Source organism: Streptosporangium sp. NPDC000239 (genome assembly GCF_040300765.1).
Classification (GTDB): domain Bacteria; phylum Actinomycetota; class Actinomycetes; order Streptosporangiales; family Streptosporangiaceae; genus Streptosporangium.
The window spans coordinates 530,462-545,306 of sequence record NZ_JBEPEI010000001.1; the positions used below are offsets into that span (position 1 = coordinate 530,462).

General features: G+C 72.5%; 16 protein-coding genes and 1 riboswitch. Of the genes, 8 read left to right on the forward strand and 8 right to left on the reverse strand.

All coding sequences use genetic code 11. The features are described 5' to 3' along the window. Positions 1-8 precede the first annotated feature (8 nt). The 3 genes from ABT340_RS02440 to ABT340_RS02450 form a co-directional block, all read right to left on the reverse strand. Positions 9-296, reverse strand: coding sequence for an Lrp/AsnC family transcriptional regulator (locus ABT340_RS02440; RefSeq protein ID WP_352007292.1), 288 nt, complete (start codon positions 294-296; stop codon positions 9-11). 39 nt (positions 297-335) lie between these two features. Then, positions 336-2,060, reverse strand: coding sequence for a DEDD exonuclease domain-containing protein (locus ABT340_RS02445; protein WP_352008847.1), 1,725 nt, complete (start codon positions 2,058-2,060; stop codon positions 336-338). Positions 2,061-2,202: 142 nt separating this feature from the next. Beyond that, on the reverse strand, positions 2,203-2,418 hold the full coding sequence (locus ABT340_RS02450) for a hypothetical protein (RefSeq protein WP_352008848.1): 216 nt from the start codon (positions 2,416-2,418) through the stop codon (positions 2,203-2,205). A gap of 109 nt (positions 2,419-2,527) precedes the next feature. On the opposite strand from ABT340_RS02450, the gene ABT340_RS02455 reads away from it, so the two are divergent. From ABT340_RS02455 to ABT340_RS02470, 4 genes are all read left to right on the forward strand, one after another. Beyond that, positions 2,528-3,730, forward strand: coding sequence for a sensor histidine kinase (locus ABT340_RS02455; protein ID WP_352008849.1), 1,203 nt, complete (start codon positions 2,528-2,530; stop codon positions 3,728-3,730). Positions 3,731-3,786: 56 nt separating this feature from the next. Further along, a complete protein-coding gene (locus tag ABT340_RS02460; protein ID WP_352008850.1) occupies positions 3,787-4,464 on the forward strand; it encodes a response regulator in 678 nt (225 codons plus the stop codon). Between the two features lie 186 nt (positions 4,465-4,650). Further along, the gene (locus tag ABT340_RS02465; RefSeq protein ID WP_352008851.1) at positions 4,651-5,973 is read left to right on the forward strand and encodes an NYN domain-containing protein; all 1,323 of its coding nucleotides are present in this window, start codon (positions 4,651-4,653) and stop codon (positions 5,971-5,973) included. Between the two features lie 185 nt (positions 5,974-6,158). Then, positions 6,159-7,106, forward strand: a complete 948-nt coding sequence (locus ABT340_RS02470) for a C40 family peptidase (RefSeq protein ID WP_352008852.1) — start codon at positions 6,159-6,161, stop codon at positions 7,104-7,106. Positions 7,107-7,563: 457 nt separating this feature from the next. Next, positions 7,564-7,722: riboswitch (cyclic di-AMP (ydaO/yuaA leader) on the forward strand. 156 nt (positions 7,723-7,878) lie between these two features. Here the strand turns inward: ABT340_RS02470 and ABT340_RS02475 are convergent. Next, a complete protein-coding gene (locus ABT340_RS02475) occupies positions 7,879-8,133 on the reverse strand; it encodes a hypothetical protein (RefSeq protein ID WP_352009469.1) in 255 nt (84 codons plus the stop codon). Here ABT340_RS02475 and ABT340_RS02480 point away from each other — a divergent pair. The 4 genes from ABT340_RS02480 to ABT340_RS02495 all read left to right on the forward strand — a co-directional run bounded on the left by ABT340_RS02480 (position 8,033) and on the right by ABT340_RS02495 (position 11,654). Further along, complete coding sequence (locus tag ABT340_RS02480; protein WP_352009453.1) at positions 8,033-8,374, forward strand: C40 family peptidase; 342 nt, start codon at positions 8,033-8,035, stop codon at positions 8,372-8,374. The two genes, ABT340_RS02475 and ABT340_RS02480, sit on opposite strands and share 101 nt — an antisense overlap. 96 nt (positions 8,375-8,470) lie before the next feature. Then, positions 8,471-9,253 carry a gluzincin family metallopeptidase gene (locus ABT340_RS02485; RefSeq protein ID WP_352008853.1) on the forward strand — a complete coding sequence of 261 codons (783 nt, stop codon included), beginning with the start codon at positions 8,471-8,473 and terminating at the stop codon, positions 9,251-9,253. Continuing rightward, complete coding sequence (locus ABT340_RS02490) at positions 9,250-10,539, forward strand: M48 family metallopeptidase (protein ID WP_352008854.1); 1,290 nt, start codon at positions 9,250-9,252, stop codon at positions 10,537-10,539. Before ABT340_RS02485 ends, ABT340_RS02490 begins: the two co-directional genes overlap by 4 nt. Next, positions 10,536-11,654, forward strand: coding sequence for a glycosyltransferase family 4 protein (locus tag ABT340_RS02495; RefSeq protein ID WP_352008855.1), 1,119 nt, complete (start codon positions 10,536-10,538; stop codon positions 11,652-11,654). The genes ABT340_RS02490 and ABT340_RS02495 overlap by 4 nt, the downstream gene beginning before the upstream one ends. 9 nt (positions 11,655-11,663) lie before the next feature. Here the strand turns inward: ABT340_RS02495 and ABT340_RS02500 are convergent, their stop codons facing one another. Genes ABT340_RS02500 through ABT340_RS02515 form a run of 4 tightly spaced genes read right to left on the reverse strand, consistent with a single transcriptional unit; the run spans position 11,664 to position 14,745 of the window. Further along, positions 11,664-12,704 (reverse strand): ABC transporter ATP-binding protein, encoded by a 1,041-nt coding sequence (locus ABT340_RS02500; protein WP_352009454.1) that lies wholly within the window; start codon positions 12,702-12,704, stop codon positions 11,664-11,666. A 29-nt stretch (positions 12,705-12,733) separates the two neighbouring features. Beyond that, positions 12,734-13,546, reverse strand: coding sequence for an ABC transporter permease (locus tag ABT340_RS02505; RefSeq protein WP_352008856.1), 813 nt, complete (start codon positions 13,544-13,546; stop codon positions 12,734-12,736). A gap of 4 nt (positions 13,547-13,550) precedes the next feature. Next, positions 13,551-14,318 carry a molybdate ABC transporter substrate-binding protein gene (modA, locus tag ABT340_RS02510; RefSeq protein WP_352008857.1) on the reverse strand — a complete coding sequence of 256 codons (768 nt, stop codon included), beginning with the start codon at positions 14,316-14,318 and terminating at the stop codon, positions 13,551-13,553. A gap of 16 nt (positions 14,319-14,334) precedes the next feature. Further along, entirely contained in the window at positions 14,335-14,745 is a 411-nt protein-coding gene (locus tag ABT340_RS02515) for a TOBE domain-containing protein (protein WP_352008858.1), read from the reverse strand. Between the last annotated feature and the right edge of the window lie 100 nt (positions 14,746-14,845).

Here is a 14,845-nt window from a genome sequence, read left to right on the forward strand (position 1 = left end):
GGGGCCGGTCAGTCCGACTCGCCCAGGCCGATCGAGAAGGCGGCCTCGAGGTCGTGCCGGGAGTAGGTGCGGAAGGCGATGTGCGTCTCGGTGCGCAGCACCCCGGCCACCTTGTTCAGCCTGCCGGGGATGACCTCGGCGACCTGCTCGTAGGCGGGGACGCGGACGATGGCCAGCAGGTCGTACTCCCCGGTTATGGAGTAGACCTCGCTCACCCCGTCGAGCTCGGCGATCGTCTGGGCCACCTCGGGGATCCGGTCCACCTCGGCGTTGATGTGCACGATCGCGGTGACCACTGGCTCTCCTCCTGGTTGGGAACTGCTCCCACGACGCTATCAGCGCCCCCTGCGGCCCTCGCCGTCCCCGTACTGCTCACGGGAGCGGTAGGCCAGGTCGATGCGGGACCTGAACCGTCCGGCGCCGCCGATCGGCAGGCTCCAGCCGCCCTCGACCTGCACCAGCCGCACCCCGGGGGCCTCCAGCCAGCGCAGCACGCACTCGGTCTCCTCGGCCCCGGCGGCCGGGACCGGGCCGGGACCGGGCACGACGGTCTCCGCCGTCGCCACCAGCGCGTCCACGAACGGGGTCGGGTGGGCGCCTCTGGGCATCACCCCGGCCGAGACCAGCCTGCCGTGCCTGACGACGTGGATCTCCCAGTCGCCGCCCGTCAGCGGGGCCGCGGCGACCAGCTGCGGCAGCGAGGTCAGCCCGCGCAGCCGCTGCATGCGCGCCGAGACGCGCACGTAGGAGGCCAGCCGGTCGCGGTCCGCCGCGGCCTCCTCGTAGCGCTCCTCACGGGACAGGCGCTCCATCCTGGCCTCGATCGCGGAGAAGACCTCCGAGGCGTCCAGCTCCATCGCCCTGCGGGCGGCCGCGGCGTGCAGGCCGTACTCCTCGACGCTCTGACGGCCCTCGCAGGGGGCGCCGCACCGGCCGATCCCGGCCAGTGCGCACGCGGGCCGGCCCGTGCGGAGGGTGATCCGCTCCGTGCACCGGCGCAGGGGGATCGCCTCGTGCAGCGCGGAGCGGGCGTCCTCGGCGGCGCGGACGCTGCCGAACGGGCCGAGGTATCCGGCCCCGTCGTCCTTGACCTCGCGCACGACGGACAGGCGGGGGAAGGGCTCCTCGGTGAGTTTGAGCCAGACCATCCGCTCGGGGAAACGCGACCTGCGGTTGTAGCGCGGTTTGGCCGAGCCGATCAGCCTGAGCTCTCTGACCTCGGCCTCAAGGGGGGTGGCGCAGACGATGGTCCTGATCCGCTCGGCGACGGCGACCATCTCGCGGATCCTCGGCCGGGTCTCGGCGGCGGTGAAGTAGCTGCGGACACGGTTGCGCAGGTTGGTGCTCTTGCCGACGTAGAGGGGCTCGCCCCGATCGTCCTCGAACACGTAGACCCCCGGCTCGCCGGGCACCCCGTTGGCCAGGTGGCGTTTGCGGCGTTGCTCGGGCGTCGGCGCCCGCACGAAGCCCTTCAGCTCCTCCAGCGTGTGCACCCCGAACGAGCCCGCCCGCTCGATCAGGGCGTGCAGCACGTCCACGGTCGCCCTGGCGTCGGCGAGCGCGCGGTGGCACGGCTCGGTCCTGCTGAAGACCCTGGCCAGGGTGGAGAGCTTGTAGTTGGGGACCTCGTCGCGGGTCAGCAGCCTGCGGGCCAGCACGACGGTGTCGACCACGGGATTGCCGGGCGGGGGGTAGCCCAGGGCCGCGCAGGCCGCCCTGACGAACGACAGGTCGAAGCCCGCGTTGTGGGCGACGAACGTGGCGCCCCTGGCGAACTCCAGGAAGGAGGGCAGCACCGAGTCGATCCTCGGCGCGGCGGTCACCATGGCGTCGGTGATGCCGGTGAGCACCGAGATGAAAGGCGGGATCGGTGAACCCGGATCGACCAGCGTGCCGAACTCGCCGAGCACCTCACCGCCGCGAACCTTGACCGCGCCTATCTCCGTGATGGCGTGCTCGTCGGCGGAGACCCCCGTGGTCTCCAGGTCGAACACGACGAACGTGATCTGCTCAAGCGGCGTGCCCAGTTCGTCAAGCGTCCCCTGCACGGCGTACTCCACGGCTCACGACCATAGGAGCATCGACCGACATTTACCGCTCCGGGGTCCGCCTGGCGTCGTTCCCCCTTGGTGTTCCGGCAACCCTCACGTAACCCTCATCTCACCGCGCGGGCACCATGGGGCACGAGAGGCTCAGATGGGCTCACTCGTCCCGTACGGCCGCGCCCGCCGCCCACAGCGCCAGCCCGAGCACCCCGAGCACGATGCAGGCGAAGACCTCGTAGCCCTCCAGCAGGCCCACGCGGTGCACCAGGAACCACTCGCGGCCGAGGCTCCCCGGCCCCCCGAACTCGCCGATCACGCCGCCGGCGGCCTGGACGACGCAGACGCTCCCGAGGATCCGCAGGGTCGCTCTCATGCCCTCGATGGTGACGCGGGGACCGGATGGGCCGCGTCGGCCGAAAGTCGGCGGAACGTCGACTTTGGTCGGTACCGGACGTTCCGGATGGGTCCTACCCTCGGACAACGTGACGGAGTATCGGTGGCTGCTGCCCGCGGTCCTGCACGGCGACCTGGCGGGAGAGCGGTCCCCGACGCGGCGTTCGGCCCGCGACTGGGGTGTCGACATCGTCGTCTTCGTCGTGGCCGCGCTGCTGGGGCTCGCCACCGCGCTGGCCATGCGACCCGGAGGTTCGACCCCGTACGCCGTCGTCCTCACCGACCAGATCGTCGGGGCCGCCGCGTGCGCGCTGCTGTGGCTGCGGCGCCGCTGGCCGGTCGGCCTGGCCCTCGTCATGGTGCCCGCCGCGCTCGCCTCGGGCATCGCCTCCGGAGCCGTCGCCGTGGCGCTCTTCACGGTCGCGGTGCACCGCCCCTTCAAGACGGTCGCCGCGATCACCGGGTTGCACGTCCTCGCACTCGTCCCCCAGCTGTGGTGGCGGCCCGACCCGGAGGTCTCCTACTGGGGGGCGATGGCGTTCTCGGTGCTGTCCTACCTGCTGCTGATCATGTGGGGCATGTTCGTCAGGGCGAGGCGCCAGCTGGTGCTCTCGCTGCGCGACCGCGCAGAACGGGCGGAGGTCGAGGCCGAGCTGCGGGTCGAGCGGGCCAGGCACATGGAGCGCGAGCGCATCGCCAGGGAGATGCACGACGCCCTCGCGCACCGCCTGTCGCTGCTCAGCGTGCACGCCGGGGCCCTGGAGTACCGCCCCGACATCCCCCGCGACGACCTGGTCAGGACGGCGGGAGTGCTCAGGACGGGGGCGCACCAGGCGCTCCAGGACCTGCGGGAGGTCATCGGCGTGCTGCGGCTCGGCGGCGAGGAGACCGCCCCTGACCGGCCCCAGCCGACCCTCGCCGACCTGGAGGGCCTCGTCGAGGAGTCCAGGCTCGCGGGCATGGAGGTGACGCTCGACATGCGGGTGGCCGAGCCGGGCAGGGCGCCCGCAGGGCTCGGCAGGAACGTCTACCGGATCACCCAGGAGGGACTGACCAACGCGCGCAAGCACGCGACCGCGGCCCCGGTCGACGTCACCGTCAGGGGAGGGCCGGGAGACGGGCTCACCGTCGAGATCGGCAACCCCACGACCTCCGGGCGGGCCATCCCGGGCAGCGGGACGGGGCTGATCGGGCTCACCGAGCGGGCCGGGCTCGTGGGCGGGCGCCTCGCCTACGGTGTGGGTGAGGACGGCAGGTTCCGGCTCAGCGCGTGGCTGCCGTGGGCCACGTGAGGCGTACGGCGGGGCGATGACGGCCGAGGTGACGGGGTGTGGTTAACGTGGCGGACATGAGTTCCCCGCCCGCGGGTCAGGCGATCCGCGTGCTGATCGTGGACGACGACGCCCTCGTCAGGGCCGGGCTGTCGATGATCCTCGGCGGCGCCCCCGACCTGCTCGTCGTCGGCGAGGCGGGGGACGGGCTTGAGGTACCGGAGCTGGTTGCCGCGCACCGGCCGGACGTGGTGCTGATGGACATCCGCATGCCCAGGGTCGACGGACTGACCGCGACCGAGCGGCTGCGCGCCGCCCCCGCCCCTCCCGAGGTGGTCGTGCTGACCACCTTCCACGCCGACGCCCAGGTGCTCCGGGCCCTGCGGGCCGGGGCGGCGGGGTTCCTGCTGAAGGACACCCCTCCGGCCGACCTGGTCGCCGCGATCCGCAGGGTCGGCGCGGGCGAGCCGATCCTGTCGCCCGCCGTCACCAGGCAGCTCATCGCGCACGTCTCCGACGTCGGCGCGGGCACCCGCAGGGAGCAGGCGCGGGCGTCGCTCGCGGTGCTCAGCGAGCGTGAGCGCGACGTCGCGCTCGCCGTCGGCAGGGGAAGGTCGAACGCGGAGATCGCCGCCGAGCTCTACATGAGCGTGGCGACGGTCAAGGCGCATGTCTCCCGGGTGCTGACGAAGCTGGAACTGAACAACCGGGTCCAGATCGCGCTGACCGTTCACGACGCGGGTCATTTGATCTGACCTGTTCTGATCTGAATTGGCCAGGTATGGACACGACCGTGCCGGGCATGGCCGGGGCACCTGGCCGGACACCCGCCGCCGATGTCACGTTCGCCTGGGAAGGGGGGCGGCGGATGTCGGCCAGGTCGGTGCCCGGGTGAGGTAGCCGTACCCTTGACGTGAAGACCGATCCGAGTAGGGGCCGTGATGAGTTCAGCCGGAGAGGGCCTGTCTCGTCCACTGCCCGAGCAGGTCCGCTTACACGTCGTGGAGCTGGCGTCCCAGGTTCTGGGGTCGATGCCGCAGGCAGTGATGCCCGCGCCGCTACGGGGGATCGCGAAGTTCGACCCGAGGAAACGGGCCAGGCTGGGCGGCGCGCCGATCGCCGCCCAGCTGGAGACCGACAAGAAGTTCCGCGAGCTGGTCGCGGAGACACTGGCCGCGAGCTGGCCCGAGCTGGTCGAGAGCCTCGCCGAGGGTGTCGTGCCGCCCGCGGCCGAGCCGGTGCTGGTGGCGGCCGCGGCCTATCTGACCAGGCCACCCGGCTGGGTGGAGATGGTCGAGACCGCCCGCGCCGACCTTGAGCGCTCCGCCGCCGTCGCCGAGGGGTCGGCGCAGGAGCAGACGCTCACCCGGCTGCGCGAGCAGCTGGCCGCGCAGAAGGCCTCGGCCAAGGAGGAGGCCGACCGGCTGCGCGAGCAGCTCAAGGGGTCCAGGTCCGAGATCTCCGACCTGCGCCGCAGGCTGCACGACGCCAGGGAGCGCACCAGGGCCGCCGAGGCGCGGGCCGCCGAGATGGAGGAGGCCGCGCAGGAGGCCAAGGCCGCCGCGACCGCCGCGGGGAGCGCGGGGGAGAGCGAGCTGCGGCGCCTGAGGGAACGGGTGGCCGACGCCGAACGCCAGCTTGAGGCCACGCGAAGGGCCGCCCGTGAGGGCCGCAGCGTGGAGGACACCAAGGTCCGCATGCTGCTCGACGCACTGCAGGACGCCGCGGCCGGGCTGCGCAGGGAGCTGGCGCTGCCGTCGAGCATCCACCGGCCCGCCGACTCCGTCTCCTCTGTCGCGCCGGGCAGGCACGGGGTCCAGGCGGTGCCCGCGCGGGCCCTGGCCGACGACGACCCCGCCCTGCTCGACCAGCTGCTCGCGCTGCCGCAGATCCATCTGATCGTGGACGGCTACAACGTGACCAAGACCGGGTACGGCGCGCTGACCCTGGCCGACCAGCGCAATCGGCTGCTGACCGGGCTCGGCGCGTTGTACGCCCAGACCCGCACCGAGCTGACCTGTGTCTTCGACGGCGCCGAGCTGAACGGCCCGGTGCCGGTCTCCGCGCCGCGCGGCGTCCGGGTGATGTTCAGCTCCCCCGGGCAGATCGCCGACGACCTGATCCGCCAGCTCGTGCGGGCCGAGCCCGTCGGACGGGCCGTCGCGGTCGTCTCCTCCGACCGCGAGGTGGCCGAGTCGGTCCGCCGGATGGGCGCCAGGCCCGTTCCCGCGGTGCTGCTCCTGCGCAGGCTCGGACGCGCCTGATCCGTCCTTCCCGGCTCGGGCCGCCTCCTGGCTGACATCTACAGGTAAAGAACAAAACCGCCAAAAAGGTGAGCTGACCCTTACCGGTTCTGTACTATTTCGCCCCAGGTCTTTACGTGGTCTTTGCGTGGGGAGGCGGCGTCGTGGCCGTGGCGGGTGTGCCGGTTGGGTTCGTGCGTGTGCCGATGGCTGCGGGACTGGCCTTGGCCCTGCTCGTGACTCCGATCGGGAGTGCGGCGGCCAAGCCGAAGCCGACGGTCGCGCAGACCAAGCAGAAGCTGGCCAAGCTCAACGAGCAGGCCGACCAGCTCGTCGAGAAGTACAACCAGGCGGGCGAGAAGTGGAAGAGGGCCCGCAAGAAGTACGCGGACCTGAACGCCGACCTGTCGAAGCAGTCCGCGAAGGTCGCCGGGCTCCGCGACGACCTCGTCACCATGGCCGTCACCACCTACCAGGGCGGCGCCATCGGCTGGCCGAACCTCGTCGGTGAGGTCAACCCCAACCTGGTGCTGAGCGGCCTGGCCACGGCCGACCAGATCTCCGCCTCCCGTGCCGAGAGCCTGCACGCCTTCGACGAGGCCAACAAGACGCTGCGTGACAACCGCGACAAGGCCAAGCAGGCCTTGGCCGACGCGGACCAGACGCGCGACGAGCTGGCCGAGGAGAAGGAGAAGGTCGAGAAGATGATCAAAATCCAGACGAAGGTGCTGCGCGACCTCGGCACCTTCAGGCCGGGTGACCCCAACAGCACCGGCATGCAGTACAACGGCTCCGCCTCGGGCAACGCCAGGGCCGCGCTGACCTTCGCCTTCGCCCAGCTCGGCAAGCCCTACCGGTACGGCGGCACCGGCCCGGACAGCTGGGACTGCTCGGGGTTCGTGCAGGCCTCCTGGCGCAGCGGAGGCGTGAGCCTGCCCCGCACCACCTGGGAGCAGTGGAGCTGGGGCGCCAAGCGCAAGGTCTCGCTGAGCGACCTCCAGCCGGGGGACATCCTCTTCAGCCAGGGCCTGGGGCACGTCGGGCTCTACGCGGGCAACGGCAAGATCATCCACGCTCCCCAGACCGGGGACGTCGTCAAGGTCGTCCCCCTCTCCTCCTACGGCGGCCGTCTGCTCGGGGCCGTCCGTCCCTGACCCCCCTTGGCCCCGTCCATGTCCACGGGGCCTCTGGGGGCCGTCTGAACGCCTTCGCGACCGCGGGCCGTCCGTTCCACGGGCGGCCCGTTTGGCATGCCCGGGATCGCCGGAGTGGTCCTGTTCGACGCCCTTGTAGGTGAAGGGGCGCTTTGGGAAGTCACTGATAAATGTGATTTATGTGACACTTGTTGTGCTTCTCTGGAAGATCGTTTCGAATGTGACGAGGGTCATATTTATAAGATCGTGATGCCGCACTATCAGGCCTTTCGTAAACATGAAAACCTTTTTGTGGATCTTCGTATTTGATGGGGTCTTTGCCGGGGCTTGGTGATCGGGGTACCTTCTGGCGGTCGCAGTGAGCAAGCCATGCCACCGCGTCGAATGCCGGTCCTGCGGGCCGGTGTCCGTATAGATATCCAGTCGGCCGCCGTTCCCCGAAGGGATCGGTTCCCATCACGGCGGCCCGCCGAGTTCGTGCAGCCAGGAGGCACGGAGCCGGGGAACCATCGGCCCTTGACATGTGGCCCGGGGTGAATCGACGCGTTTGTCGTCGTAGGGCGTCTTCCCAGCCCGAACCCGTCAGCTAACCCGGTAGGCATCAGTGGAAGTCCCAAGGAGAAATCCTGTCTACCACCCTGCAAAACCCCCGTTTGTCGCGCTTTTTCCGCCTTTACCTGGGTGGATTCGTCCTCACGCTGACCGCCTCAACCGGAGCGGTGGCACTGGGGCCGGCAACAGCACAGGCGACGACGGATACCGCGGTCGCGGTTCAGGCCAGGAGTACGGCGAAGGACACGTCGAAGAGCGCATCGAAGGGCACGTCGGAGGGCACTGCCGCGAACACGGCGAAGGCCCGTGTCAAGCGCACGGCGAAGGCCGCGACGAACCGGGCCGCACGGCAGCGGTCCAGGGCCAGGACGGCCGTGGCGACGGCCAGGAAACAGATCGGCGATCCGTACCGGTGGGGTGCCTCCGGTCCCGGAGCGTTCGACTGCTCGGGCCTGGTCCAGTACGCGTGGCGCAAGGCGGGCGTCTCCCTCCCCCGGGTGACGGGCAGCCAGTACCGCGCGGTCAGGAAGAAGGTCTCGTGGAGCAAGTTGCACCTCGGTGACCTGCTGTTCTTCTACGGCAAGGGCCACGTCGGCATGTACGTCGGCCACGGCAAGATGATCCACTCGCCGAGCAGCGGCAAGTCGGTCAGGATCGTGACGTTGAAGGGGTACTACAGGTCCGCCTTCGCAGGAGCGGTCCGTCCCGGCACCTGACAGCGGCGGACGGCCCCGCCCATCCTCCCGCGGATGGGCGGGGCCGCCGCCTGCCGGGGAACGTTCCGGCCGGGGCGTCGGCTAGCATCGGCTGCCATGTCCGTCCCGAAGGGGCGCCGCGCCGTGCTCGCCGGGATGCTCGCGCTGGCGGGCGCCGGGCTCGGCGGGGCGAGGCCCACGCCGCAGACGGCCCGCGACCTGTGGCCCGGCGCCGCCGAGGTGGTCCGGGGCGAGCGCTCCCTTGTCGTCGGCCACCGTGTCCCGCCCGCCGAACTGCGTGATCTCGCGGCCAGGGCCGACCGCGCCTGCCGTACGATCGCACGGGTCTGGGGGCCGGTCAGGGCGGTGGTCGTGGTCCCCGCGACCGACGACGAGGCCGCGGAGCTCGCGGGGACGGCGCGGACCGGCGGGCTGGCCGCGCTGGCGACCGCGGACCGGGTGGTCGTGGTGCCGACGGGATACGCCAGGCTCAGCGAGACCGGCAGGGACGTGGTGATCACCCACGAGCTGACCCATCTGGCGACCGGCGCCACCAGGGGCGGGCGGGTCCCGATGTGGCTGTCGGAGGGGTTCGCCGACTACGTGGGCTACCGGGACGCGGGGATCGCCGTCAGGACCGTTGCGGCCGAGCTCGCGGCCGAGGTGCGCGCGGGCGTCCTGCCCACGGAGCTTCCCGCCGGGGACGGCTTCGCCCCCGGCGCCCCCAGACTCGCGCAGGCCTACGAGGAGGCCTGGCTCGCGTGCCGGTACGTCGCGGAGCGCTTCGGTGAGAAGGCGCTGGTGAGGCTTTACGGTAGCGATGTCGGCAGCACGCTGGGCCTGTCGCGCGCGGAGTTCACCGCCGCGTGGCGCGACCATCTCCGGAGGGAACTCTCATGACGCGGAGCGTGGAGGAGACACCGGCGCGGGAGCGGGGCGGGGCCAGGGGAGCGGGGATCGCGCTCGCCGTCCTGGGGGCGATCACGCTGGCGGTCGTGGCGTTCACCACGCCGTGGCGGGCGCTGCCCGAGGCGGCGCCGTACGTCGCGCCGGACCCGGCCCGTGACTTCACCCCGGCGCAGATCGCCAGGGCGGAGGCGTTCGACGCCGCGGTGAGCCTGCCGTCCTACCTGTCCCTGGGCCTGACGCTGGTCGTGGCCGGGGTGCTGGTCGCCACCCCGCTCGGCGCGCGGCTGCTGGGCCGCCTGCGGGGGCCGTGGTGGCTGCGGGCGTTGCTCGGCGTGCTGGTGATCTCCGTGGCCGTCGCGGTGCTGCGCTGGCCGTTCGGCATGTGGGCGGAGACCTATCTGCGCGAGTACGGCCTGTCCACCCAGACCTGGGCGTCGTGGTCGGCCGACCGGATCAAGAACACCGCGGTCGGCGCCGTGCTGACGGCGATCATGGTGGTCGCCGTGGTCGGGCTGGCCCGCCGCTACCGGCGGTGGTGGCTGCCCGCGGCGATCGGGGCCTTCGCGCTGACCATGCTCGCCTCCTTCGCCTACCCGGTGGTCGTCGAGCCCCTGTTCAACGACTTCAAGCCCATGGCCGCGGGGGAGCTGCGCTCCGGCCTGCTCGACATGGCGGCCAAGGACGGCGTCCCGGTCGAGGACGTGCTCGTGGCCGACGCCTCCCGGCGCACGACCGCGCTCAACGCCTACGTCTCGGGGTTCGGCGCGACCCGCAGGATCGTGGTCTACGACACGCTGCTGCGGGCCCCGGCCGACGAGGTCGAGCTGGTGGTGGCGCACGAGCTCGGCCACGCCAAGGCGGGCGACGTGCTGTACGGCACGCTCGTCGGCGCGCTCGGCGCCGCCTGCGGGGCCTGTCTGCTCTACCTGATCACCTCGGCCGGTCCGGTACGGCGCCGCACCGGCGTCCCCTCGGCCGCCGACCCCAGGGCGGTCGGGCTCCTGATGGGGCTGCTGAGTCTGGCGACCGTGCTGTCGGGCCCGGCGCAGAACGTGATCAGCAGGCACATCGAGGCCCGCGCCGACGCGCACGCGCTCGACCTGACACGGCGGCCCGAGACGTTCACGGCCATGCAGAAACGGCTCGCGATCACCAACATTTCTGATTTGTCGCCAGATGTCATTGAATATCTGCTCTATGTGTCTCATCCCACGACACCGCAGCGCATCGCCATGGCCCGCTCCTGGGCCCTGCTGAACGGCGCCGGGGAACCGTGACCCGCACACTGATCGTCACCAACGACTTCCCGCCCAGGGCCGGGGGCATCCAGTCGTTCGTGCACGGACTGGCCGCGGGCCGCCCGCCGGAGACGGTGGTGGTCTACGCCCCGCGCTGGCCGGGGGCCACGGCCTTCGACGCGCGGCAGCCGTACCCGGTCGTGCGTCACCCCACCTCCCTGATGCTGCCCACCCGGCAGGTCGCCCGCAGGGCCGCCCGGCTGGTGGCCGAGTTCAAGTGCGAGACGGTGGTCTTCGGGGCGGCGGCGCCGCTCGGCCTGCTCGCGCCCAGGATGCGCGCGGCCGGGGCGCGGCGGATCGTCATGCTCACCCACGGCCACGAGGCCGCCTGGGCCGCGGTCCCGGCCGTCGGAAGACTGCTGGCCAGGATCGGCGCGCACGCGGACACGGTGACCTACCTGGGGGAGTACACCCGGCGGCGCCTGGCCAGGGTGATCCCCCAGGACCGCCTGGTACGGCTCGCCCCCGGCGTCGACACCGGCCTGTTCCGCCCCGGCGCCGGGGGTGAGGCGGTCCGCGCCGCACTCGGCCTGCGGGGGCGTCCCGTCGTGGTCTGCCTGTCCAGGCTCGTGCCGCGCAAGGGCCAGGACGTCCTGCTGCGGGCCTGGCCCCGGGTGCTCGGCGCGGTTCCCGAGGCGGTCCTGCTGATCGTCGGCGGCGGCCCCTACCGGGGCGCGCTGGAACGCCTGGCCCGGCCCCTGGGCGGCTCGGTCATGATGACCGGCCCGGTCCCGTGGGCGTCGCTGCCCGGCTACCTCGACGCGGGAGACGTCTTCGCCATGCCGTGCCGTACGAGGCTGGGGGGTCTCGACGTGGAGGGGCTCGGCATCGTCTACCTGGAGGCCTCGGCGACCGGGCTGCCCGTGGTCGCGGGCTCCTCAGGCGGCGCCCCGGACGCGGTGCTGGACGGCGAGACGGGCCTGGTCGTCGACGGCTCCCGCCCGGAGGAGGTCGCCGGGGCACTGGTCCGCCTGCTCGGCGACCCGGCGCGGGCCAGGGAGATGGGGGAGCGCGGGCGCGCCTGGACCGAGCAGGAGTGGGACTGGAGCCACGTCACCGGCCGCTTCGCCCATCTGCTCGACGCCGGGCCCTGAGCGGCCGGGTCAGGCCGGATAGGCGTGGGTCTCGGTCGCCTTGACCGAGGCCCAGATCGACTGCCCGGGGGCCAGGCCCAGCTCGGCGACCGCGGCGGTGGTGACGTCGGCTGCGACGGGCAGCGGCCCCTCCAGGTGCACGCGGACGCTGTCGCCGTGGCGTTCCACGCCCTCGATCACGGCCCGCCACAGGTTGCGCGGACTCCCGTCGGGGCGGGTCCGGTACAGGGCGACCGCGGAGGGGGCGAACGCGACGAACGCCGGGCCCTCGACGGGTTCGGCCACGCTGAAGCGCACCCCGTCACCGGTGCCGACCGTGACGTGCGAGCCTGCCGCGACGCCGCGGTGGAGGTTGAGGCCGACCAGGCGGGCGACGTAGTCGGTTCGCGGGCGGCGGGCCACCTCGGCCGGGGTGCCCTCCTGCACGACCGTGCCGTCCTCGACGACGACCAGCAGGTCGGCCAGGACCATGGCGTCCAGCGGGTCGTGGGTGACCAGGACGGTCGCGCCGTCGAAGTCGGCCAGGTGGCGGCGCAGCCGGGAGCGGATCTCCAGCCGGGTGTGGGCGTCCAGCGCGGCCAGCGGCTCGTCCAGCAGCAGCAGGCGCGGCTCGGCGGCAAGGGCGCGGGCCAGGGCGACCCGCTGGGCCTGCCCGCCCGACAGGCGCCCCGGCCTGGTCGCCGCGTGCTCCTCAAGGCCGACCCGCCTCAGCCATTCGGCGGCCGTACGGCGTGCCCGCGCCCGGCCTGCTCCCTGGCAGCGCGGTCCGAAGGCGACGTTCTCCAGGGCGGAGAGGTGGGGGAAGAGCAGATAGTCCTGGAAGACCATGCCGACCGGGCGGTGTTCGGCCGGCAGCGTGTGCAGGGGACGCCCGTCCAGGGTGATGTGGCCGTCGTCCATGGGGGTGAGCCCGGCCAGGGCGCGCAGCGCGGTCGTCTTGCCCGCGCCGTTCGGGCCGAGCAGCGCGACGACCTGGCCGGGGGCGACGGTCAGGCCGATGTCGAGGCGGAAGGAGGGCCTGGTGACGACGACGCGGGCCCGCAGGGTCATGGGGCCCTGCGGCCACCGCTCGCGCGGGCTCACGGCGTGCCCGTCCAGCGGTCACGCAGGCAGGCCAGGATGACCACGGAGACGGCCAGCAGGACGAGGCTGAGCACGACGGCCGCCTCGGGCTCGGTCTCCAGCGCCAGATAGACCGCCAACGGCATGGTCTGGGTCCTGCCGGGGAAGTTCCCGGCGAAGGTGATGGTCGCGCCGAACTCGCCGAGCGCGCGGGCCCAGCACAGTACGGCCCCGGCCAGCACGCCGGGGGCGACCAGCGGCAGGGTCACCCGGCGGAAGACGGTCAGCCGGGAGGCGCCCAGCGTGGCCGCGGCCTCCTCAAGACGCGTGTCGGCGGCGCGCAGCGCCCCCTCGACGCTGATGACCAGGAACGGCATGGCGACGAAGGCCTCGGCGACCACGACCCCGGCGGTGGTGAAGGGCAGGCTGACGCCGAGGGTCTCGTCGAGCCACCGGCCGACCAGGCCGCGCCGTCCCAGCACCAGCAGCAGCGCGACCCCGCCGACCACCGGGGGCAGCACCAGGGGGACGGTGATCAGGGCGCGCAGCAGGCGCCGCCCGGGGAAGGAGACCCGGGCCAGCAGCCAGGCCAGCGGCACGCCGAGCAGCAGGCAGGCGAGCGTGGCCAGGGTCGCGGTCACCAGCGACAGACGCAGCGCCTGCAGTACCTGGGGCTCGGCCAGCCGCGCGGCCATGGTCGGCCAGGGCGCGCGCAGCAGCAGCCCGGCCGGCGGCAGGACCAGGAAGACGACACCCAGGAGGGCGGGCAGCAGCAGAAGCCAGGGCGGGCGGCCCCGGCTCCCGTATGTCCTGCTCCGGGAGCGTGTCACGGGATCAGGGGGCCTCGAAGCCCGCCCTGGTCAGCACGTCCCTGCCCCGGGGCGACAGCACCAGGTCGACGAACCTCCTGGCGAGGCCGGGGGCGGGTGCCTTGGTCAGCGTCGCGACGGGGTAGTCGTTGATCGCCTTGCCCGCCTCGGGGAAGCCGATGCCCCTGACCCCGCCCCCGGAGGCGATCACGTCGGTCCTGTAGACCAGGGCGGCGTCCACCTCGCCGAGCTCGACCTTGGTCAGGGTCGCCTTGACGTCCTGCTCCAGGGTGACCGGGGTGACCTTGAGGCCCGCGGCGTCGAGTGCCTTGGCGGCCGCGGCGCCGCACGGCACCTGAACGGCGCACAGGGCGACCTTGACCCCGGGGCCGGTGAGGTCCTTCAGGCCGTCGACCTTGGCGGGGTTGTCCACGGGCACGGCGATCTGCAGCGTGTTGCGCACGAACGTGACCGGGGCCGCGGCCAGGGAGGCGTCGGTGACGGTCCTCATCGTGGCGGGACTGGCGGCGGCGAAGACGTCGGCGGGGGCGCCCTGGACGATCTGCTGGGCCAGCGTGGCGCTTGAGCCGAAGTTGAACCGCACCGTGGTGCCCGGGTTCTCGGCCTCGAAGACCCTGCCCAGCTCGGTGAACGTTCCGGTCAGCGACGCCGCGGCGAACACGGTCAGCGTCGTCGCCCGGCCGGAGGAGGCGTCCCGGGAGCCGCAGCCGGACAGGGCCGTCGTGAGCACGAGGGCGAGGGCGAGGACGGGGCGGAACGTGGTCGGCCGCATGGGCAACGAGGTCTCCTTACTGACCCACCGTGCGAGCGGGATCGGCGATCTCCACGACGACGTTGGTGGACTTGATCACGGCGACCGCCACCACTCCCGCCTCCAGGCCGAGTTCGTCGGCGGCCTGGCGGCTCATCAGCGAAACCACCCGGTACGGCCCGGCGGCGATCTCCACCTGGGCCATCACCGAGTCCTTGATCACCTCGGTCACGATCCCGCGCAGGCGGTTGCGCGCCGAGGAGCGCCCGGAGCCGCCGCCCGTCTCGATCTGCGAGCGGGCGAAGGCGGCCAGGTCGGCCCCCTCGACCGTCCGGTGGCCGTTGCCGTCCCGGCGGGCGGCGAGCCTGCCGGCGTCGATCCACCTGCGGACGGTGTCGGGGCTGACCCCGAGCAGCGTGGCGGCTTCGCTGATCCGAAACGTCGTCACGAACAATCACCATACCTTCGCATATTCCAGGCACAAGAGCCGGGACCTCTCGCAGGCGCGTGACCAGAGGGCGTCCTGGTGCCGCATCCGCGACGCTCGG